Annotated in this window: 17 protein-coding genes; 15 read left to right on the top strand and 2 right to left on the bottom strand. The window is 57.6% G+C overall.

The window, feature by feature from the left end; genetic code table 11:
* Positions 1 to 751: 751 nt before the first annotated feature.
* On the bottom strand, positions 752 to 1,381 hold the full coding sequence (locus tag AC3WTE_RS31545) for a TetR/AcrR family transcriptional regulator (RefSeq protein WP_226522215.1): 630 nt from the start codon (positions 1,379 to 1,381) through the stop codon (positions 752 to 754).
* Positions 1,382 to 1,513: 132 nt separating this feature from the next.
* Between AC3WTE_RS31545 and AC3WTE_RS31550 the strand changes: the two genes are divergently transcribed.
* The 15 genes from AC3WTE_RS31550 (at position 1,514) to AC3WTE_RS31620 (ending at position 20,835) form a co-directional block, all read left to right on the top strand.
* The gene (locus AC3WTE_RS31550; protein ID WP_226519107.1) at positions 1,514 to 2,365 is read left to right on the top strand and encodes an SDR family NAD(P)-dependent oxidoreductase; all 852 of its coding nucleotides are present in this window, start codon (positions 1,514 to 1,516) and stop codon (positions 2,363 to 2,365) included.
* A 17-nt stretch (positions 2,366 to 2,382) separates the two neighbouring features.
* Positions 2,383 to 3,306, top strand: coding sequence for a ferritin-like domain-containing protein (locus AC3WTE_RS31555; RefSeq protein ID WP_226519106.1), 924 nt, complete (start codon positions 2,383 to 2,385; stop codon positions 3,304 to 3,306).
* Entirely contained in the window at positions 3,303 to 4,769 is a 1,467-nt protein-coding gene (locus AC3WTE_RS31560) for a flavin-containing monooxygenase (RefSeq protein ID WP_318985124.1), read from the top strand. Before AC3WTE_RS31555 ends, AC3WTE_RS31560 begins: the two co-directional genes overlap by 4 nt.
* A 78-nt stretch (positions 4,770 to 4,847) precedes the next feature.
* On the top strand, positions 4,848 to 6,353 hold the full coding sequence (locus AC3WTE_RS31565; protein WP_318985123.1) for a flavin-containing monooxygenase: 1,506 nt from the start codon (positions 4,848 to 4,850) through the stop codon (positions 6,351 to 6,353).
* A gap of 5 nt (positions 6,354 to 6,358) precedes the next feature.
* On the top strand, positions 6,359 to 7,315 hold the full coding sequence (locus tag AC3WTE_RS31570; protein ID WP_406802999.1) for an alpha/beta hydrolase: 957 nt from the start codon (positions 6,359 to 6,361) through the stop codon (positions 7,313 to 7,315).
* An 886-nt stretch (positions 7,316 to 8,201) separates the two neighbouring features.
* Positions 8,202 to 9,656: a cytochrome P450 gene (locus tag AC3WTE_RS31575; RefSeq protein WP_226519102.1), complete on the top strand. Its 1,455-nt coding sequence runs from the start codon at positions 8,202 to 8,204 to the stop codon at positions 9,654 to 9,656.
* Positions 9,653 to 10,306: a transglutaminase-like domain-containing protein gene (locus AC3WTE_RS31580; RefSeq protein ID WP_226519101.1), complete on the top strand. Its 654-nt coding sequence runs from the start codon at positions 9,653 to 9,655 to the stop codon at positions 10,304 to 10,306. Before AC3WTE_RS31575 ends, AC3WTE_RS31580 begins: the two co-directional genes overlap by 4 nt.
* 26 nt (positions 10,307 to 10,332) lie before the next feature.
* A complete protein-coding gene (locus AC3WTE_RS31585; protein WP_293021526.1) occupies positions 10,333 to 11,946 on the top strand; it encodes a fatty acid--CoA ligase in 1,614 nt (537 codons plus the stop codon).
* Between the two features lie 66 nt (positions 11,947 to 12,012).
* Positions 12,013 to 13,134, top strand: a complete 1,122-nt coding sequence (locus AC3WTE_RS31590) for an acyl-CoA dehydrogenase family protein (protein WP_226519100.1) — start codon at positions 12,013 to 12,015, stop codon at positions 13,132 to 13,134.
* Positions 13,135 to 13,176: 42 nt separating this feature from the next.
* On the top strand, positions 13,177 to 14,256 hold the full coding sequence (locus AC3WTE_RS31595) for a BtrH N-terminal domain-containing protein (RefSeq protein ID WP_318986948.1): 1,080 nt from the start codon (positions 13,177 to 13,179) through the stop codon (positions 14,254 to 14,256).
* 76 nt (positions 14,257 to 14,332) lie between these two features.
* Positions 14,333 to 14,743: an SCP2 sterol-binding domain-containing protein gene (locus AC3WTE_RS31600; RefSeq protein WP_226522214.1), complete on the top strand. Its 411-nt coding sequence runs from the start codon at positions 14,333 to 14,335 to the stop codon at positions 14,741 to 14,743.
* 155 nt (positions 14,744 to 14,898) lie between these two features.
* Positions 14,899 to 16,005, top strand: a complete 1,107-nt coding sequence (locus AC3WTE_RS31605) for an NDMA-dependent alcohol dehydrogenase (protein ID WP_226519098.1) — start codon at positions 14,899 to 14,901, stop codon at positions 16,003 to 16,005.
* Positions 16,006 to 17,153: 1,148 nt separating this feature from the next.
* Entirely contained in the window at positions 17,154 to 18,512 is a 1,359-nt protein-coding gene (gene dszA, locus AC3WTE_RS31610) for a dibenzothiophene-sulfone monooxygenase DszA (protein ID WP_226519097.1), read from the top strand.
* Positions 18,509 to 19,585 carry a type 2 periplasmic-binding domain-containing protein gene (locus AC3WTE_RS31615; RefSeq protein ID WP_318986947.1) on the top strand — a complete coding sequence of 359 codons (1,077 nt, stop codon included), beginning with the start codon at positions 18,509 to 18,511 and terminating at the stop codon, positions 19,583 to 19,585. The genes dszA and AC3WTE_RS31615 overlap by 4 nt, the downstream gene beginning before the upstream one ends.
* Positions 19,582 to 20,835, top strand: a complete 1,254-nt coding sequence (locus AC3WTE_RS31620; protein ID WP_318986946.1) for an acyl-CoA dehydrogenase family protein — start codon at positions 19,582 to 19,584, stop codon at positions 20,833 to 20,835. The genes AC3WTE_RS31615 and AC3WTE_RS31620 overlap by 4 nt, the downstream gene beginning before the upstream one ends.
* A gap of 103 nt (positions 20,836 to 20,938) precedes the next feature.
* Here the strand turns inward: AC3WTE_RS31620 and AC3WTE_RS31625 are convergent, their stop codons facing one another.
* Positions 20,939 to 22,219: a PucR family transcriptional regulator gene (locus tag AC3WTE_RS31625; RefSeq protein WP_318986945.1), complete on the bottom strand. Its 1,281-nt coding sequence runs from the start codon at positions 22,217 to 22,219 to the stop codon at positions 20,939 to 20,941.
* Positions 22,220 to 22,692: the final 473 nt, after the last annotated feature.

Here is a 22,692-nt window from a genome sequence, read left to right on the forward strand (position 1 = left end):
AACACGGCACAATAACCACGACCACGTGGCCTACTTTTCACCGTCGCTTCTGGCCTACTTTTCGACCGTCGTCAACATTCGCGGAACTCGTTCGCCGTGCAGACAACGGGGCTCATCAACAGGAAGTGCAGTGAACCTGTTTGCGGCAGGCCGCGTTCGTGCCTTCCGCACCCGATCGCAGACAGCCGTAATCGGTATGAGTTGAAACCATCGATGCGATCGCCTCGTCGTTCTTCTGGCAGCTGCGGCGCTCTAGAGTCCCGAGGGACAACCGCTGATTCGACTGGGACGTTGATGAACAGGTCCGCGCACTTAGGCTCGAACAGCCGATTCGCCGACTATGGGTGGAGACCGAATAACCCGACGCTCATCAAGGCGAAGACAAGAGCTTTCGTCCCGGTCGACCAATTGGTGAGCGGGGTCGGTTCCCGGCTGCGGTGGCGCAGGGCATCGGCGCCAGCCGCAGTCGGATTCTCGTCCACCGGGCACCTTCGGTGCTTCGCCCATCGATTGGTGAGGTCCCAATTGTCAACCTTGGCGACCTGTAGGAATACGCATAGTGTTGTCGGTGGATTGCCGCTGGAGTTCGGTGGGGCACCTCGTGGTCGATCGTATTCGACATCATTCGTGTGATCGCAAAAGCGGACGGTTCCCCAGGCCATGTGTCTGGTGACCCCGTCGCGCACATCGCCTTCGTTGAATTACCTAGTTCGACGGAGCAGAACGAGTCGACCAGCTACATCACCGTGCATCAATCAGCCAGGTAACGCTGCGCGAGAATCTCGGCTAGTCGGCTCGTATGCACAATCACCTCGTCCTTCGACACATCGAGCAGCCCAGAATGCCACGCGGTGATGACTTCGACGAAACCTCCTACGGCAACCAAGGTATCCATGCGGAGCGCTGCCTCGTCTACGTCATCAAGCAAATGGGGTCGGCTTGCCTCCACGACGAGTTGCGTTGCGTCTTGCAGTGCGAGTGCGCGGCGATCCTGAAGTGGAGAACTGCCGACGTGGTGGGCGAGAAGAATGCTGGCTTGGCCTGGATCGGAAGCGATCCGGTCAACCACGATGGCGATCGCCGCGGTAATAGTCTCCATCGCCGGCCGATCGATTCGCTCGTTGAACAGCGTTGAGAGCTCGCCTAGCACCTCACTCCGGACACCGTCCCACGCTGCCACGAGCAAATCGTCGCGGGTCTTGAACTCTTCGTAGAAGTATCGGTCATTGAGCCCGGCGGTTGCGCACACGCCGCGCATGGTTACCGCAGCCCAGCCGTTCTCGGTCCATATTTCAGTCGCCGCCTCGATGAACCTCTGGCGCCGCTCTGCTCGCCGTTCCGCGCCTGTGCGCCCACCCCAGCGCTTGTTTTGAGACCGCACACCACCATCTTGACAAACGGGATAAGCGACCGACAAACTGGTGTCATCCGCCACCAATGGTGGCAGCCGCCACCAAAAGTGAGTTGCGTCGCAATCTCTCTGCGGCCGCCAAATCAAATAGGGAAAGGTCACATGAGATTGTCGTTTCTTGGCCGAACGCCAGGCCGGAGTTATGGAGCCGACGCTGTCGTGACGGGGGCGGGCAGTGGCATCGGGCGCGCCTTTGCTGTAGAGCTCGCGCGTCGCGGTGGCCGGGTGATATGTGCTGACAGAAATCTGAGCACAGCGCGCGCGTCGGCCGAACTGGTGCGCCAGGCAGGCGGCGAAGGCCTCGACATCGAATGCGATGTGACCGAACTTGACCAGGTACAGCAGTTGGCAAAGACAGGTGAGAGTTGGTTCGGAAAGCCCGCCAGCTTGGTGATCAATAACGCCGGAATCGGCGCGGGTGGCAACGTTATCGGTGCAACATCGATAAACGACTGGAATGCCGCGATCTCAGTGAACCTTTGGGGTGTGATCTACGGTTGCGAGACTTTTGTCCCTCGGATGCGCGAGCATCGCCGATGCGGTGTAATCAACGTTGCGTCCGCGGCAAGTTTTGGCGCCGCGCCGCGTATGGGCGCCTACAACGTGAGTAAAGCGGGCGTTTTGGCTCTATCAGAGACATTAGCAGCCGAACTTTCTGGTACCGATGTAAATGTCACCGTGCTTTGTCCGACATTTGTGAAAACCAACATCGTAGATAATCCTCAGATCCAGGAGTCTGCTGCCAGACTCGCGGGCACGCTGATGAAGTGGACCGGCGTATCGCCGGAGTCTGTCGCACGCAAAACACTCGACGCACATGACCGGGGGCAAATCTACGTCGTGCCTCAGATCGATGCAAAAGTGCTGTGGCAGATTAAAAGAACACTACCGAGCACTTTCACACGTGCATTGGGATTGATGGATCAAGTGGCTTCCTGGAAACAGATCGTCTAGAGAAAGCGGGTAAGGAAATGTCTTTCGCATATAGCGATATGCTCGAAACCATAAAAAGTAAGCAATGGGCGCTGGCGGATATCGATTGGGATGCTCCGGGTGCTGAGCTCATCACGGATGAGCAGCGCCCCAAGCTCAAGCAGTTCATGGCTGACGTAGTGTGGATTGAACATGTCGGAGCGCGGGCATTCGCGGCGATGGCACCAAAAGCTCCGTTCGAGGCTCTGGGTGACATTTACCGGTACTTTCACGCCGAAGAGCAGCGCCACGCCAACGTTGAGCTAGCACTCATGCGGCGGTGGGGGATGCTGGAAAAGGACGAAAAGCCCGTTCCGAACAAAAATATCCGGCTGGTGATTGAATGGCTAGATCGATATGCTGAAGCTCTACCATTAACGGTGATTGGTGCCGCGATTCCCGCTCTGGAAACCGCCCTCGACGGAGCTTTGCTCAAATTTCTATTGGACGAGGTCGCGGACCCGCTTTGTGCCGAGGTTTTCAATAAAGTGAACAGCGACGAGTCGAGGCATCTAGCCGTAGGTTTTCAGGTCCTCAATGATCTGGGTGCCAGCCCGATGCGAGTCCACGCAATCCAAACAGCTGGCGCGCTGATTGATCCAAGAATCCTGGCTGGCGGGTTACTCTATGTACCTCTCCTAACGCGAATGCTGATGAATCTCAATGCCATGGGCTTGTCGGAAGAAAAACTATACAACGCCGTAACACGTTACGCGAATGTCGGTGATCGCAGTGAACACACTCGGAGGGTTCCCGGATATCACATTCTGAAGGCTCACATGTCGTCTTCGATTAAACGCTCCCAACCCCTGCATTTCATATCACAGCGCCTGGGCGACGCAATCGATGTTTTCCCCGTTCGAGTTCTAGGTCGACCACCTTCATGGACTGACGAGCTGACTTATGAGCCGGTAGCGAAATGACAGAAGTAAAGACCACTCTAATAATTGGCGCAGGATTCGCTGGTATCGGCACGGCTGTTCGGCTGATTCAGGAGGGCATGGACGAATTCGTTATACTGGAGCGTTCCGATAGTATCGGAGGAACCTGGCGGGATAACAGCTACCCGGGAGCGGCTTGCGACATTCCTTCATTGCTCTATTCTTACTCCTTTGAACAGAACCCTTCCTGGTCGCAAGCGTACTCGGGTAGCACCGAGATATTGCAATATATTGAACGAATCGTAGCAAAGTATGATCTTACTCGATTCATCAAATTTAGTTCCGAAGTGAATTCGATTGAATTCGATGAAGAAAGCGCTACCTGGGTTGCTGACACACGGGATGGCCGGCGATACGTGGGTCGGTCGATCGTCATTGCGAGTGGGCCACTTGCGAATGTGAGTCTCCCGGACATCAGGGGTATTGATTCATACGAAGGCAAAAAGATGCACAGCGCTCGCTGGGATCACGCCTATGACTTTTCAGGCAAACGTGTTGCCGTGGTCGGAACAGGTGCGAGTGCAGTCCAGATTGTGCCAGAATTGGTAAAATGCGCTAAATCAGTCAAGGTCTTTCAGCGAACGCCCGGTTGGGTTCTACCAAGGCCGAATTTCACGCACCCGGGCTGGTTGCGATCCGTGTTCCGTCGTTCGTCTTCACTCGAACAAGCTGGGCGACAGATATGGTTTTGGGCGCACGAGGTCATGGCTGTCGGCATGGTGTGGGATACGGCTGCAACGACAGTCATCGAAATAGCGGCGAAATCTAATCTGCGTCGGCAGGTGAAGGACAGCTGGCTTCGACGGCAGTTGACCCCTAACTTCAGGCCGGGGTGCAAACGGATGCTGATGACCAGCGAGTACTACCCAGCCCTGCAAGCTAGTAATTGCAAGCTCATTAGTTGGCCAATTGCTACTCTGGCTCCTAACGGTATTCGGACAGCCGATGGTGTCGAGCATGAGGTCGACTGTATAGTTTTTGCAACCGGATTTGATGTCTGTAAGCAAGGCACACCCTTCCCGGTGCGAGGTCTAAACGGGCGAAAGCTAGACGATGAATGGTCTCGAGGAACGTATGCCTATAAAAGTGTGAACGTCGCCGGCTATCCGAACCTATTCTTCACTTTTGGACCGAATTCCGGTCCTGGCCATAATTCAGCTCTTATCTATATGGAAGCGGCCATCGACTACATCGTCAAGGCGATCAAAGTGCTCCAAGCTCAAGGTGTGCGCACGCTAGATGTTCGAAGTGACCGGCAAAGTGCCTACCACGCGGACATCCAACGTCGTCTTAAGCGGACGACTTGGAATTCAGGATGCACAAGTTGGTACCTAACCGAGGACGGATACAACGGTACGATGTATCCGGGTTTTGCCACCCAATTCAGAAGAGAACTCTCTCAATTCGACATGCATGACTATATCGTCACTGGCAATGACGGATAGAAGCCGAGCATTCGGCGCTTCTCAAAAAGCGTCGGATGACAATGCCCATAGATCAGTCTTAGGAAGCGATGAATTTATATGCAGGTCTTCGATAGTGAGATAATAATCGTGGGAGCGGGCTTCTCGGGTATCGGCACCGCGATCAGCCTGCAAAAGGCGGGATTTTCCGACTTCTTAATCGTAGATGATGCCGGCGGTGTAGGTGGCACTTGGCATTGGAACACTTATCCCGGTATCGCGGTGGATATTCCGTCGTATAGCTATCAATTTTCCTACGAAAAACGGGCTGATTGGTCGCGAACATATGCACACGGAAATGAGCTTAAAGACTATGCGGTCGAGTGTGTAGAGAAGTATGGGCTTGCCGAAAAAATTCGCTTCAATACGACCATTATTGAAGCTTGTTATGATGAGTCTGTAAATCTATGGCAATTGCTGACTGCGGCTGGGGAGAAGCTAGCCGCACGTTTCGTCATCAACTGTTCAGGTGTTTTGAGTCGCCCGAAATGGCCGGAGATACCGGGCGTTGCAAGCTTTGCTGGTGTCACCCTGCACACCGCTCGATGGGATCATTCTAAGGACGTCGCGGGCAAGAGAGTGGCAGTCATCGGTACGGGAGCTTCAGCGGTACAGCTGATTCCTGAAGTCGCCAAAACTGCGGCAAGTTTGACGGTGTTTCAACGCACGCCCATCTATTGTTTGCCCAAGCCGGATTTTCGGGTACCTAGGTGGGCTCGCGCTGCATTACGCCATTTTCCGGGCGTGCAGTTTGCCACGCGCATAGGTAGTCAAGCATTTGTCGAGCTGACGTTTCCAATCGCGGCTCACTTTCACACTATTCTTCCCATGTCGACTGCGATGGAGGACCTCGCGAAGCGCTATATGCGCAATCAAGTAGATGACGCACGCACGAGGGAAAGTCTTATTCCAAAATATGCTCTCGGATGTAAGAGGCCCAGCTTCCACAATTCATATCTAACGACTTACAATAGACGCAATGTTTCGCTCGAAACGGATGGAATCTCATACATAGATGGCCAATCAATTCACACGATCAACGGTGAAACCTATCCGATTGATGTTCTAATACTCGCGACGGGTTTCAAGGTGATGGAGCCGGGCAACATGCCGACATATATGCTTAAAGGCCTCGGTGGACTCGAACAGGCGGCTTGGTGGGACGAGCACCGCCTCCAGGCTTTTGAGGGCGTGAGCGTCCCGGGATTTCCGAATCATTTCAACATCTTTGGTCCATATGGTTACAACGGTTCTTCTTATTTCGCCTTAATCGAAGCGCAGAGTCGGCACATTGTCCGATGCCTTAGGCATGCCCGCGCGTCGGGATCGAATTATATAGAGGTCACTGATGAGGCCAATGATCGGTATTTTGCTGATGTGCTCCGGCGACGCCACCGACAAGTTTTCTGGCAACCCACCTGTTCGGCGGCAAATAGTTACTATTTCGACCAACATGGAGATGTGCCGCTCCGCCCGTCGACGACACTCGAGACATCTCTGCGTAGCCGAACCTTTCCATTGTCTAGTTACCGATTTGACAGGCGAGGGTCGGTGGCCTCGTCGTGACGGATATGAAGGCGCCGGACTGGCGGCCCAGCATCGCGAGCTACTTGCTCGCTCTCTCGTCTCAGATTACGATTCGCCCGCTGGCCAGAGTTCTCCCTCCGAATGCCTATGGGATTGCTGTCTTGGATCGAGTGCTGCGTATGGCACTTGCCACCTCGTGGCCACGCCGTGGGGTGACAGTCGAACAGGTGGATGCCCAGTTTGCTGGAAGTCGGATTTGCGGGGAATGGGTCACTTCGTCCGCTGTTGATCCTCACGCACCGCCTGTGCTCTATATTCACGGCGGCGCCTATTCGATGTGTTCTCCAGGTACGCATCGCGGACTTCTCGGTGAGCTGGCCTCAGCTAGCGGTCGGCCGATCTTCGCCGTCAAGTACCGACTAGCGCCGCGCTACCCGTACCCGGCCGCAGCTGACGACGCATTGAATGCGTACCGCTGGCTTGCGCATCGGTCGAGTTCATCTGGAGGGCGAGATTCTGTGGCTTTGGCTGGAGATTCCGCAGGAGGGCAGCTCTCGATGGCGACTGCGCTAAGCGCGCGAGACGAGATGCTGCCAGTCCCGGATTCGTTGCTCCTGATGTCCCCGGTGCTGGACCTCAGCTGCAAACTAGCGCGAGCACGCGAAGTCCGGCGCTCAGACCCTTTCGCGTCTGCACGGTCGGCGGCACGGGCGCTCCAGTTGTACGTAGCTGGGGCAGATCCCAGCGATCCTCGAGTTAGCGTGCTTACTGCCGACCTTTGCGGCATGCCACCGACCTTGATTCAAGTCGGTGGTCGAGAAATGCTGATCGATGATTCGCGGACGCTCGGAAAGTATCTTCGAGCCGACGGCTCATCGGTCGAAATCCAGGTGTATCGAGGACAAATTCACGTTTTCCAGGCCATGTTCAGAGTTTTGCCCGAGGCGCGCGAAGCGATTGAATGTGCAGGTAGATTCCTCAAAGAAGCTGCGTCGAAATGAAAAGCGCCGAACTAGTGATTTGATGTAAATTTCAGTAACCTTTTGGTCTCTGTCGAAATATGGTGAAGGTTTCTTTCTAAACGGCATGGATGCGATCCGGTGCAGATTGTGGTGGGTGTCGGCGTTGCTGGTGTAGCTATGCCTCGTTCCTCGGAAAGTGTCGGTTGCGAGAGTTTGCCACCGTGGATTAGCCGGGCATGTCTGTAACTTTTGTCGGAATAGCGCCTAATCTCGTGGCCTTCAGCGATATGGCATCAGTGCATTATTCGTCGTTGTATGTGTAGAAATGTCCGATGGACGAGGGACTGCTGCGACTAATCAGAGATAAAAGCATATAGCAACGCGTCTTTGATGTGCGGTGGGCTTGATCGCCGTCGTCGTTTGGAGACTGAGATTGCGGCACTGTCGATTGCCACCAGAACTGGAGGCAGGCTTAGCTGCGAAATTGCGCATCAGTGCTACTACGCGATGCCAAATACATCGGTAGATCGCGGTCCCATTGTTGCGGAAAACTGACGCCCGACGATGAGTCTCGCTATGCAAAGGTTTGAGGCAACTATTGCCGTGGTCAGCTTGGGCACTCTGTGCCCAGTCGGCGCCGCGCACCGAGCGGTGAAATTTCGGCGCACGCAGGCCGGTATCGACGTTCATGTAACGGATCCTGACTCGGAAACCAGGCGAGCGTGGGCACTTCTTGCTGGAGCGTCAGCTGGTTGGTCTGAAGTCCAGCCTGGCGGTGTCAGTCGAACGGCATGTGACGAGGCCGAGATTCAGCCGCCGCTGACGACAAAATATAATATCTGTCTAGATATTGACATTTACATCCAATATGTAAAAAACTGGTGGCGAGTGCGGTCAAGGTACGCCGTGACTGGGAGGAGCTGTTGTGAACCCGCTTGTTGAGCCTGTGATTGAAGCCAGAAGGAGTCTGTCGTCCGTCCTGCTTGCGCCAGCGCCGAGTGTCGTTGACGAGAGTTGGCGTCGATGGAGCCGAGGCTGGCCGGTCTGTGAACTCGCTGTTGTGCCACCCGGAAGTGGCTTGAAACCGGTGCTCGGCGATCCAGGCCTGCCTCTTGTCGGTCATACGCTCGACTACATCCGATTCGGATCGGATTTCAGCCGAGAGCGCTACGACCGTCTGGGTTCTGTGTCGTGGATGGGCGCGTTCGGCACCAAGTTGGTCGTCATCGCCGGTCCGGAGGCCACCCGGCAGGCCTTCACGAGCGAAGCCAAGGCATTTTCTCAGGATGGCTGGTCCTTTTTGATCGACTCCTTCTTTCATCGCGGTTTGATGCTCATGAGCTTTGATGAGCACTTGATGCACCGGCGCATCATGCAGGAGGCGTTTACGCGTCCGCGCCTGACCGGATATGTCGAGCAAATGACCCCACGCGTTCGCTCAGCAGTACCCGCGTGGCCGACGGGCTCGTCGGCTCGAATCTATCCACTGCTGAAGGAACTCACCCTCGATGTAGCCACCGACGTTTTCATGGGTGGCCGCGGCAAGGAGGAGAGTGATGCTGTCAACAAGGCGTTCGTCGCTGCGGTGCGTGCAGCGAGCTCCCTTGTGCGTGTTCCGCTTCCGGGAACTAGATTCCGCGCCGGCGTGCGAGGCCGGCGCGTCTTGGAGGATTACTTTTTCAGGCATCTGCCGGCCGCGCGAGCCGGTGAAACGGACGATCTGTTCGCTGCTCTTTGTCAAGCCACCACCGAAGACGGGGAGCGGTTCTCCGACGAGGATGTGGTGAGTCACATGATCTTCTTGATGATGGCGGCTCACGACACATCGACGATCACCACTACTGCGGTCGCCTATTTCCTCGCCAAGAATCCGGTGTGGCAGGAGGCAGCGGCGGCGGAAGCCGAGTCCGTCGGTGACGGGTTACCAGACATCGAGGCCCTAGAGAAGATGGCGGTTATCGATCTCGTGATCAAGGAAGCGCTCAGATTGGTTGCGCCTGTTCCGTTGGTGATGCGCAAGACGGTTCGCGATGTAGCCATCGACGGATATCACATCCCAGTGGGCACCGTTTGTGCCATTACAGCTGCGGTGAATCACTTCGATCGAACGATCTGGAGTGATCCTGAGCGGTTCGATCCTTCACGTTTTGACGAGCCTCGGCGCGAAGATCAACACCACCGGTTCGCTTGGGTACCTTTCGGGGGAGGAGCGCATAAGTGTATCGGCATGCAATTCGGAACTCTTGAGGTCAAAGCCATCCTGCACCGGATGCTGCGGTCGTTCATCTGGACGGTTCCGGAGAACTATCAGATCCGGTGGGACAACACCTCGCTTCCTGTTCCGGTGGACGGACTTCCGTTGGAGATGCGACGCCGATGACTGACGATTACAGGCGTTATCTCGAAACCACGGAATTTCTAGATTGGCAACATGATGCGGTACGTGACTTCGTGTCGTCGGCGATCCGGGGCGCCTCTGACGACATTACGAAAGCGATATGCATCTTTACCGCGGTCCGTGACTCCATTTGGTATGACCCCTACACAGTCACCGATAACCGGGACGCGTATCGCGCCAGTACTGTCGCGACATCAGGACGCGCCTACTGCGTCCCGAAGGCCGTGCTGTTGACGGCAGCGTGCCGAGCGGCTGGAATTCCGGCGCGGCTGGGGTTCGCCGACGTTCGAAACCACCTCCAAACCAAGACATTGCGTGAGCGGATGGGTGGTACAGACGTCTTTGTCTATCACGGTTACAGTCTCATGTTTCTCAACGGTGCCTGGGTAAAGGCCACTCCGGCGTTCAATCGTGAGTTGTGCGCGCGTTTCGGTGTCTCGCCGATCGATTTCGATGGTCGTAGCGATGCACTGCTACATGGGTTTACGGGTGACGGCACCCAGCACATGGAGTATCTGTGCGATCGAGGAGCATACGACGATCTACCCCTAGCGGACATCCTGCAAGCACTGAAATCGCATTACGGCAGTTTCATCGACCAGCCGAACAGCAGTCCCGACCTCTTCGCCTGAAAGGGCACTACACGATGCAAAGCACTATGCAAGATGTTCCCCTCACGGTCTCGGCAATCGTTCAGCATGCGGCAGCCATACACGGTGATAGCGAGGTCATCACTCAAACCGGAGCTGGTTATCGTAGGACTTCCTATCGCGAGATGCTGCCGCGAGTAGCTCAACTCGCCAACGCACTGCGCAGCCTTGGCGTCACTGCAGATCAACGCGTGGCCACCTTCCAATGGAGCAACCAGGAACATTTGGAGGCCTACTGTGCGGTTCCCTCCATGGGTGCGGTCCTGCATACCTTGAACCTTCGTTTGGCCCCAGATCAACTCGCGTACATCGCCAATCATGCGAACGACCAGATTGTGATAGTCGACGCGTCGGTCGCGCCGTTGCTGGCTGCCGTGCTCCCTGCGATGACGTCGGTGCACACCGTCATCGTCACAGGACAGGGCGACCTTGCCCCGTTGCAGGGAAGCGGAAAAACAGTTCTGTGTTACGAGGAAGTGCTTGCCGGCCAGGAAGAGTCATTTGAGTGGCCGGTTCTCGACGAGTTGTCTGCCGCGGCCATGTGTTACACCAGCGGCACCACGGGAGATCCCAAAGGCGTCGTCTATAGTCATCGTTCCACCTACCTGCACTCCCTGACCGCGTGCACAGCTAATGCGTTGTCGATCAGCGAGGCCGACCGTCTGTTGGCCATCGTTCCAATGTTTCACGCCAATGCGTGGGGGCTTGTCTATGCAGCGTTGATGTCCGGTGCGGATCTGGTGCTGCCTGACCGGTATCTCCAAGCCGAACCATTGGTATCGCTCATCGAAAACACCGGGCCGACCGTCGCTGGTGCGGTTCCGACGATCTGGAATGATGTCGACCGATATCTGGATTCGCATCCTGGGCGGGATATTTCTTCGCTACGTTTGGTCGCTTGCGGCGGATCGGCTGTTCCGATTTCGCTGATTCGTGGGTTTGAAGAAAAGTACAACGTGCCCATCGTGCAGGCATGGGGTATGACCGAAACGTCTCCGCTGGCTACCGTTGCACGTCCGAGTCGCGACGCTGACGAGACGAGACGATGGGAGATGCGGGCCAGTCAAGGTCGGCCGATCTGCGGTGTCGAAATCCGTCTGCGGGACGACGATGGTAAAGACGTGCCGTGGGACGGACAATCCGTTGGGGAGATTCAGGCGCGTGGGCCTTGGATAACCGGCTCATATTTCGGTGATTTCGACTCGGACAAATTTGACGAAGGATGGTTGCGTACCGGTGACGTCGGCCGCATCGATCCGGACGGATGCCTGACCCTGACGGACCGCTCAAAGGACGTGATCAAATCTGGCGGGGAATGGATCTCGTCGGTAGAACTGGAAAACGCGCTTATCGGTCATCCCTCAATCTACGAAGCAGCGGTCATCGGAGTTCCTGACGAAAAATGGCAGGAGAGGCCCTTGGCTCTTGTGGTAGTTCACCCAGGCTCTGAGGTGAACATTGACCAACTTCAGGTCTTTATCTCGCAGAAGGTTGCAAAGTGGTGGATTCCGGAGCGATGGTGTTTCGTTGCTGACATTCCACGTACAAGTGTTGGAAAGTATGACAAAAAAGCAATCCGTGCGAAACATGCGTCTGGACATTACAAAGTTAAGTACGTTTGATTCCCCTGAATATTTGCAGACTCGAGTTGTTGAAAGGAAATTGTGTCCACCTCAATGTCCCCATGGATGAATGCCGAATTGGTAGAGCTTCGCGACCTCGCAGCGAAGTTCTTGTCGGCCGAATTAGCGCCGCATGCGCAGCGCTTTGCCGACCAGCACCACGTCGACCGAGAACTGTGGAACCGGGCGGGTGAGCTGGGCTTGCTCTGCATGTCTATACCTGAGGAATACGGCGGAGGCGGTGGCACGTTCGCACACGAAGCGGTCGTGCTCGAAGAGCAGGCCCGCATCGGTGACAGTTCGTGGGGCGCTGGGCTGCACAGCGGAATCGTCGCGCACTACATCCTGCAGTACGCGACTGAAGAGCTGCGACGAGAATGGTTGCCTAAGATGGCATCCGGCGAACTCGTTGGAGCTATAGCAATGACTGAACCAGGTACCGGCTCGGATTTGCAAAGTGTCAAAACCAAAGCTGTACTGGCCGGAGACGAGTACGTCATCTCGGGCTCAAAGACCTTTATCACCAACGGCCAGCAAGCCGATCTGATAATTGTCGTTGCCAAAACCGACTCCAGTAAGGGCGCGGCCGGAATATCTCTCTTCGTAGTCGAAGCTGACCGGGCGGGGTTCCGGCGTGGCAAGGTTCTCGACAAGATCGGCCAACGCGGTCAGGACACGTCTGAGTTGTTCTTCGACGAAGTGAGGGTTCCGCGCTCGCATCTATTGGGCCAGACCGAGGGTCAGGGCTTCATTCAGCTCATGAACCAGTTGCCCCAAGAACGACTTATCGTGGCGGTGGGTGCAGTCGCGGCGATGGAGCTTGCCCTGGAGCAGACGCTTAACTACACGCGTGAGCGCGAGGCGTTTGGTCGGCCGGTCTTTGGCTTCCAGAACACCAAGTTCATTCTGGCTGAAGCCGCGACCGAAACGCGCATCGCAAGAGTGTTCCTCGACTACTGCATCGACCTGCACCTTGCGGGTCAACTCGACGTGCAGACCGTCGCTATGGCGAAGTGGTGGACCACGGAACGGGCTATGAAGGTCCTTGATGACTGTATGCAGCTGCACGGCGGATATGGCTACATGACTGAGTACCCCATCTCGAGATTGTGGGTGGATCAGCGCGTGCAAAAAATCTATGCCGGCACGAACGAGGTTATGAAGGAAATCATCTCTCGATCGCTGTGATCGACCGATCATTGACTTTTCTAAACAAATCTAGGAGTTCGAATGGCAACGGTGATTCTGCCCTATCGACATGAAGTTGCGGGCCATTGTGGTTCGGGTGCGTTACGTGACTTGACTGAGTGGGCGGGTATTCGTTTCGCCGGACACGTACCGGATGAAGGATTGGTTTTTGTGCTTGGCGGCGCATTGGACTTCTCCTACATCCGATCAGCGAAACTTCAACCGCCGGTCTATCTCGTTGGGCGTAGCGCCGATCTTGAAGACGAATACTTGAACCGATTGGGTGCACAGTTTGAGACTCGCGCGACCGATGACGCTGACCTTGGATGGAAATGGGTTACCGAGCAGCTCGACGCGGGCACGCCAGTCATGGTGTGGACGGACATCGCCGAATTGCCTTATCTGCGCGCGCGGCTGAACATGAGTCGGCACGACGTCGTGGTCGTCGGATATGATGATGCCCAGGAAGTCGCTTATGTCGTAGATAATGATCGCGATACTGTCCAGGCTGTTCCGTATGCAAATTTACGGCGCGCCCGTGCTTCGACTGGATTTCCAGTCCCGACCCGCAATACGACTTACATAGTCGAGTGGCCAGAGTCGGCACCCGACCTCAGGGTAGCTGCGTGCTCGGCGTTTCTTCGTAGCGCTGAAGCCATGGAAGGTGCCTACATTGGCGCACCCATTGCGTCGCTTTCCAGTTCCGAAATGCAGGTGAGCGGACTGGCTGGAATTTCGTCTTTCGTTGAGGATTTGAACCGGTGGCCGGACCTTTTCGATGATGATTGCCTCGAAGCGGCGTTGTTTGCGCTAAGCGCCCTTATTCAAAAGGCTGGAACGGGAGGCGGCCTGTTCCGGAGCCTCCAGGCGCAGGGTTGTCAAAAAGTAGCCGAACTACTCGATTTCGAACCTGCACAAGAAGCTGCCGACGCTGCTGCGGCCGCATCCCGACTTTGGACGGGCTTGGCGTCGATCGCTTATGACCCGGAGGCCGACCCCCGCCGTAGGGCCGCAGATGCTGCTTCTCTGGCGGCGCAGCTGCCGAGTGCCGAATGGGAGTTGGCGACCGCGCTGAGGGCTGCGGGAAATTCGCTTCGTGGACGACGAATCACGAGCGTATAAGGCTGCGGCAAATATGGTCGCGCGAAGATTCCCGGAACAACCATGTGGTCAATATGTCAATAGATGGAGGAAAGCAATGTCCGTTTTTGGTGATGAGGATGAGGTCTACCGCTACTTGGGTGGAATTTTCCGGCGAGGTTTAGAAAACGCAGAGCTTGCGACAAAGCTTGCTCGGTCCGGCGTGGTATTGCGCATTCACTACACCGATCCTGATGCGATAGTAACCGTGGACATGCCAAACAAATTGATCGAGACTGGCGCCGCCAGCGCCGCTACGCCGAACGTCGAACTATTTATGACTGCCGACACTGGCAATAGGTTTTGGCTGGGCAAGGTAAATCTGACGGTGGCCATGGCTAAAGGGAATGTCAGGGCCAAAGGCCCTGTAGCCAAGTTGGTGAGACTAATACCGCAGGCCAAGAATCTCTTTCCAGAGTACCGTGCAATGCTGGAAGCGGAGAAACGCCAAGATCTTTTAAGTGCTTGATGTGGCAAGTCAATCGGCGCTGTCGTAGCTTCAACCGTATTCTTCGTTGAGATTCCCCGTGGTCGCGGTCGCATAGTAACCTCGCTTTGGGGTAGTGCTCAACGCTAAATTATGTATTTACTAAACATTGTTGCCACCGAAAGGACATATTCAACGTGAAGACACGTGCTGCGGTATTGTGGGGTCTGGGTCAGAAATGGGAAGTCGAAGAGATTGACCTCGACCCTCCGGGTGCTGGCGAGGTACTTGTACGCCTTGCGGCCACGGGACTGTGCCATTCTGATGAGCATCTCGTAACCGGTGATCTGCCAATCCCGCTGCCGGTTGTCGGTGGCCACGAAGGTGCCGGCACAGTTATTGAGTGTGGCGTGGGCGTTGATGAGTTCGCCGAAGGCGATTCCGTTATCTTGACTTTCCTGCCCTCGTGCGGTCGGTGTTCCTACTGTGCCCGCGGTATGGGGAATCTCTGCGAACTCGGAGCCGCGCTGATGATGGGGCCGCAACTCGATGGCACCTACCGGTTCCATGCTCGAGGCGAAGATGTCGGACAAATGTGCTTGCTGGGGACGTTTTCCGAGTATACCGTGGTGCCGAAATCGTCACTGGTAAAAATAGACGGTGGAATTCCCCTCGACAAGGCAGCATTGATCGGTTGCGGCGTTACGACCGGCTATGGTTCGGCTGTACGGACCGGAGAGGTGCGCGCCGGCGACACTGTTGTGGTCGTTGGTGCAGGCGGTATCGGAATGAATGCGATTCAGGGTGCGCGCATCGCTGGAGCGCTCACGATCGTGGCCGTCGATCCCGTGGAATTTAAGCGGCAGCAGGCCCGGGATTTCGGCGCGACACACACCGCAGCTTCAATGGATGAAGCGTGGTCAGTCGTTAGTGACGTCACGTTCGGCAAATTGGCCGATGTATGTATTCTCACCACGGACATCGCCGAAGTGTCCTACACGGGCGAGGCGCTCGCTTTGGTTGGAAAGCGCGGGCGCGTTGTGGTTACGGCCATCGGGCACCCTGACGACACGTCGATAACTGGATCCCTGCTTGAGATCACGCTCTACGAGAAGCAAATTCGTGGTGCGCTCTATGGTTCGTCAAACGCGCCCCACGATATTCCGCAGTTGGTCGAACTTTATGCCGCCGGGCAGCTGAAGCTTGATGAGTTGATTACCCAGGAATACTCATTGGATCAAATTAACGATGGGTACGATGACATGCGATCCGGAAGAAATATTCGCGGACTCATCCGATTTTGACATTTGACCGCACGGGATTGGGTCACGTCGTTGCCGCTACGGATTTTCATGCAGGGGCTTGGTCTCGGGCTCGGTGAAGATCGCCACGACTGGCCTGGTGAAGCCGCAGCGGGTAAATACTCACGCGCCGCGTAGCTTCGCCAGGTGCAGACGCGCATCAAACTCCGCGATCAAGAAGCCGAGTTGACTCACTGCGCAGTCAGTTACCTGTCCCGCGATGTCAACCCACAATGATGAACCCGCTACTCCTCGAGCTTTCCGATGACAGCGTTCCCGACACGGTGGCCTGCCGGGTTTTTGGATCTCCACTCAAGCGTTCTATACGAGGCGCAGAGAAACTTGTTTCGCAGCGCGATTGGGATGATGTAAATCTGATCAACGCAGGCCGTGAGATCCACGCCCACGGCCCCACCTTCGGACAATGATTTATCGCTGACGAGTTGCCCAGGTGCGGGATCAGCGCCGGCGAGAGCCGTGTCGCTCTACTGTGCTCGAAGGAGCGTATCTTGTTGTCCTCGTCAAGATTCGTGGGTTGAATCGTCGATCAGGTCCGTAAGTTCATGGCGGCCTCGTGCAGCGTCAGTTCGATGCGCAGTCCCCAAATCCATTGTGGTTGGCCAACCTCACAGAGCGCCGCACCACGAACGCCAGCTCTATCTGTGTATTCCATAAAAGAGGTTCTTTCCAAACGGATCGTGGGCTATCGATCGAAGCGCGCAAGAAGTCCACGCTCGGGTTGGCCGCACTCGATTGTTCATCGGGGCAGAGGCAGCGATTCCGCCGATCCGTTAAAGCATTGTTATGCAAACAATTACGCCGATCGCGGTGCTCAGTGCGCGGGTCGCCTGCGGAGAAACGCGCCTCGCATTGACCCAGCCTCCCGGCGATTCGACGCCACCGTGTCACGTGTTGAACAGCAAACCCGACCCCGGTTGGCGCGCCACTACGTTAAGTTCCATTTCGCCCCGGGGATTCGTACAAATCCGTCCTGAGAATTGTTGTTGGCAAGCGTCTTTCGTCGTGAGGCCGGATGTCCGTGCCACGCGCCGATAGACCCCGAGAACGCCGGGTCATAGCCGTCCGCCCCCATGCAATCACGCCGCTTTTAACCCTGTCCGTTGTGGTCGGCAGCGCGCATGCTCGTATACATGTCCCGACCAAGACACATGCACCTCGCCGGCTTCTTCTCCGCGGGAAACGTCACCCACGCTCACGGCGCCTGGCGGCACGTCGGCGCAACGAACGAGTTTCTTAGCGGGCGGTACTACAAGGAGATCGCCAGGACGCTCGAACGCGGGAAGTTCGATCTGCTGTTCCTGCCCGACGCTCTCGCGATCGAAGACAGCTACGGGCACAATCTTGAAACCGGCGTCGGACTGGGCGGCCAGGGCGCTATTGCGTTGGAGCCGACCAGCGTTGTAGCGACGATGGCCGCCGCGACCGACAAGCTCGGACTCGGGGCGACCGTATCGACCACCTACTACGCGCCGTATCACGTTGCACGAGTGTTCGCGACGCTGGACAACCTCTCCGACGGACGAGTCTCGTGGAACGTGGTCACCTCCCTCAACGACTCCGAAGCCCGCAACTTCGGTGTTGACGAACACCTCGAACACGACCAGCGGTACGACCGCGCCGACGAGTTCCTGGAGGCGGTGAAGAAGCTGTGGGCGTCCTGGTCAGACGACGCGCTGTTATTGAACAAGGCGGGCGGCCAGTTCGCGGACCCGAAGCGGGTGCGTTACGCCGACCACCGGGGCACGTGGCTGTCGGTGCGCGGTCCGCTGCAAGTGCCCAGATCCCGGCAAGGTGAGCCCGTGATTCTGCAAGCCGGTTTGTCACCGCGTGGACGTCGCTTCGCCGGCCGCTGGGCGGAGGCGGTGTTCAGCATTTCGCCCAACGTCGACGTCATGCGCGCGACGTATGCGGACATCAAGTCCAACGTCGCCGCAGCCGGACGTGACCCTGACCAGACAAAGGTCTTCACCGCGGTGATGCCCATTCTGGGCGAGACCGAGGCCATCGCCAACGATCGACTCGAATACGTGAACTCGCTGGTACACCCTGAAGTGGGGTTGTCGACGCTGTCGAGCCACAGCGGCGTCGACCTGTCCGCGTACCCGTTGGATACCAAATACTCCGATATCGTCGGCGATCTGGGCGACCGTCACGTCCCCACCATGTTGCAGATGTTCTCCGCTGTCGCCGGCGGTGCGGATCTGACGCTCGCCGAGCTCGGCCGCCGCTACGGTACGAACGTCGGGTTCGTTCCCCAGTGGGCGGGAACGGCCGAGCAGATCGCCGACCTGCTGGTCGACCACTTCGAGGCGGGCGCGGCCGACGGTTTCATCATCTCCGCCGCTCATCTTCCCGGCAGTTACGACGAGTTCGTGGACCAGGTGGTGCCACTCCTTCAGGAACGCGGGGTGTTCCGCGCCGATTACGAGGGAACGACGCTTCGGGAGCACTTGGGCCTCGATGTACCCCACGCGGAGGCGGTCGCATGACGACGGGCGTCGAGCGCGATGTTCTCGCGTACAGCAATTGCCCCGTGCCGAACGCGCTCCTGACCGCTCTGGAATCCGGTCGCCTGACACGGGAAGGCATCTCACTCGAAGTGCTCACCGGCAGCCAGGGTGATCTGCACTTCACCTACGACCACCCGCAGTACACCCGCTTCGGTGGCGAAATCCCACCGCTGGTCAGCGAGGGACTGCGGGCACCGGGCCGAACACGCCTTCTCGGTATCACCAGATTCGTTGGACGACAGGGCTTCTACGTGGCCGCGGGTAGCCAGGTAACCGATGCTGCCGGGCTTGCCGGCCGACGCGTCGGCGTCTCGTCAGCGGCGGTCCGCATCCTGCGACGGGAACTGGGTGATTACCGGCGACTCGATCCATGGAACCAGACCCTGACCGCTCTCGGCACATGGGAAGCTCGCGGCCTCCTTGCAACGCTGAGTCGCGGTGGCCTCGAACTCGGCGACGTCGAACTCGTCGCCATCGAAACACCGGGGGTCGACCTGCCGCCGGATCAACTTCACTCATCGTCGAGTATCAAGGGTGCGGACCTGTTCCCCGCCGTCGCTTCGCATCAGTCCTCCATCTTGGCGTCCGGCACGGTAGACGCACTCTTCAGCTGGTTGCCGTGGGCAGCGGAACTGGAGGATCTCAGCGACGCACGGATCGTCTCGGACCTCAGCGACGACGACCTCAACATCTACGCCAGCGTGTGGACGGTGAGCGCGCGATTGATCGACGATCGACCGGATCTGGTGCAGCGACTGGTCGACGCGGCCTTCGACGCGGGACGGTGGGCCCGTGATCATCACGACGAGGTAGTGGCCATTCACGCCGAGAATCTCGGCGTTGCACAGTCGGCCATCGGACGGGGCTTCGGTGCGGACTTCAACAAGCATCTCGGCCCCGCACTCGACGACGAGTCGTTCGCGATTCTCGAGCAAACCCAGCGGTTTCTGCTGGACCGTCAGCTCATCGATCGCGCCACCGACCTAGAACAGTGGTCCGCCCCCGACTTCCTCGCCGACAGCATCAAACGATTGACCACGATAGGAGCATGACGATGACATTAACCACCGACGCACACCACAAGGGTGCACAGGCGCTCGCCGATCCCGTCGCGGTCGCCAAGGACCTCGCCTCCACCTGGACCGACGGTCTGCTTGAACGCGACCGCGCCGGCGGCTCAGCCACCGCGGAGCGAAATGCTCTGCGGGACAGCGGACTCCTGTCCCTCGCCGTTCCGCAGGAGTTCGGTGGCTGGGGAGCGTCATGGTCGACGGTCTTCGATGTCATCCGCGAGATCGCCAAAGTGGACGGCTCCCTCGGTCACCTGTTCGGCTATCACATCGTGGACATCGCCTTCGTCGAACTACTGGGTTCGACCGAGCAGAAGGAGTCGACCTACCGCGAGGTGGCACAACACAATCGGTGGGCGGGCAACGCGTCGAGTGAGAACAACAGCCACGTCCTCGATTGGAAGGTCCGCGCGAAGCCGGTGGCGGACGGTGGGTATCGGTTCGACGGCGTCAAACACTTCAGCAGTGGTGCAAAGGGTTCCGATCTGCTCCTCGTGTTCGGTGTCGTTCAGGACGACTCGCAGCAGCAGGGGGCGATCATCACGGCGGTGATCCCCACCGATCGAGCGGGTGTCGTCGTCAACGACGACTGGGACGCGCTCGGCATGCGCCGAACCGACAGCGGCACTACCGAATTCCATGACGTCGAGGTGCGCGCCGATGAGGTGCTCGGCGGTCCGAACGCCGTGCTGAGCGCTTTCTTCCAGTTCCAGCGAGGCAGTCTCTTCGGCCCCCTGGTGCAGCTCGCCTTCGTCAACGTGTACCTCGGCATTGCGCGGGGAGCCCTCGACGCAGCCGCCGAGTACACCCGCACTCAGGCAAGGCCGTGGACACCGGCTGGCGTGACCCAAGCAGTTGAGGATCCTTATGTAATCCGAACCTACGGCGAGTTCGGTATCGCGCTGCAGGGCGCCGACGCCGCGGCACGTGAGGCCGCGCGAGTTTTTCAGACGGTGTGGAACAAGGGCGATCAACTGTCGGCGGAGGATCGAGGGGAACTGATGGTTCTGGTGGCGGGCGCCAAAGCGCTGGCATCGCAAGCCGCACTTGACATCACCAGCCGGATCTTCGAGGTCATCGGAGCCAGGGGGACGCATCCGCGTTACGGCTTCGATCGCTTCTGGCGCAACATCAGGACCCACACCCTGCACGATCCGGTGGCTTACAAGATCGCCGAGGTGGGGAATCATGTGTTGAACGCCGCCCATCCGTTACCGGGATTTACATCATAGGTGCGGCCACAGCATCGCGATGTTTGCCGGGCAGACAAACGTGATTCCGCGCGGTTGTAGCTTGGAGACAGATGACCTCAAGGGAATCGCGTGGACTTCCAAGCTATTGGGTATGACCATCCGAGTTGAGCGCCGCTGCTCCGAACAACTCGCACATTTCTAAGGCGATCTCGACATCGAGCCGGCCGTCAGTTAGGGGGCGGCCCCGTCGCTGGGCTGCACGCCCTACTCGGTACTTGACCGTATTGCTGTGCAGGTGCAGCTCTTCTCCCGCTGACTTAAGGCTGGCTCCCGAACGCAGAAAGACTTTGGCTGTTTCACGGAGTTTTAGGTCGGCTACAGAGTTGCTTGCGAGGGGCCCGAGGGTATCGCGGACGAACATGCGCATCGCATCAATGTCACTGACGAGCAGAGAGCCAAGCGCAACCCCTGGATCGGCCGCGCTGATGAAGCGGTGCTCCGCACCTTCGGCCGCAATAGCGACTAGACGAGCCCGTTCCGCCTGGCGATGTGATCGCCGAAATCCGTCTATACCGGCGAGCGGTGTTCCTACGGCGACGTTGGGCACGTCCTGCTCTGACTCTATGAACCTGCGGAGTTGGGCCACCGCAGTCTCGTCGTTCACTGCAATCCAGGCCCACCCCACCAAACGGTCCACGGACAGGTGCAGGGCGGACACGGCCCCCACCGCACGTGATGCACGTTTCAGGAGTCTCTTGGTCGTCTCCGGTTGTGCATTCTGGTCCTCTCGCGGGCGATCCCACCACAGGACGATCGCGGTATGCAGGGCGTCCAGTGGATACTGGATGATCTCGGACGTCGTGGCGATGTTGACGTCCATGCCTGCGAGAACGTCGCGTACCACCTGTGTGCGAGCTCCGCGACGATGCTCTTCCCACACCGTGTGCTCTTCTTGATACGTGCTCAGTAGCTGTTCGGAAACGCAGTCAATGTAGCCGAACGACACTCGCGTAATGTGTTCGTAGAGATCGAGCTTCAGTTCTGGTGACAGATTCGACCGTCTGATCTCGTCGATCACGAATCGCAGTCCTTGCTGATGACCCAGTCGATAAGCCCGCAGCAGGGAATTGGCCGGTACTCCACGCTGTGCCATCCTGCGGGCATGTTCAAGCGCCGCTGCGGGTGGTTCCACAATTGCGATCGGGATGTCGTAACGTAGGGTCGAAAACCAGGTTTCGACGTTCGCCGCGACGGTCTCGATTAGAAGATCTTCGAGTTGACCGTCCCCACTTAGCTCTGCGACCTCGGCCGCCAGAAGCCTCTGGATCAGATCCGGTAGATCGCGCAATTGCTGCCCCAGGCCACCGAGTACCTCGGCGACGTGAACGGGCATCGTCCTATCAGAAGCGGGGTGAACCACCATGGGTCCATGGTAGGCGCTACCTTTGTCTACTGGCGACAAACATTTCCTCGGCGTTCATCGATAACCTACGTAGCTCTAGTTGAGCCACCGCGTTAATGTGGAAATCGCTGTTCCCGGCGGTGACCGGCGGATTTCAGTAATCGATATCGTGCGGCTTGCCTCATCGTAGGAGGACCTTTATGTCATTCATCGCAGCTTTCACTGTGTTGGCATGCGTTGCCGGTATAAGTCGGCCTGTTGTTGCCTGTGTTGGCTCGCGTCCGGATGTCGTGCGAGCACTCGCTTCGATCGGTGACGACTGGTTGGCAGTCGACCATGCTCGGGACAACCCACCGTTGTAGACGAAGACTGCTCACTGATCAACGGCCGGCAATAGGCTTGTAGTAGTCAGCTCTGGAGCAATGATCAGAACCTGTGGATGAGCCTTGGTAGGGCGGCGTGAATGTGGGCGCGCCTTCCCGGGGATGATCACA

It is taken from the genome of Mycobacterium sp. FW102-FHT13B02, from assembly GCF_058790275.1.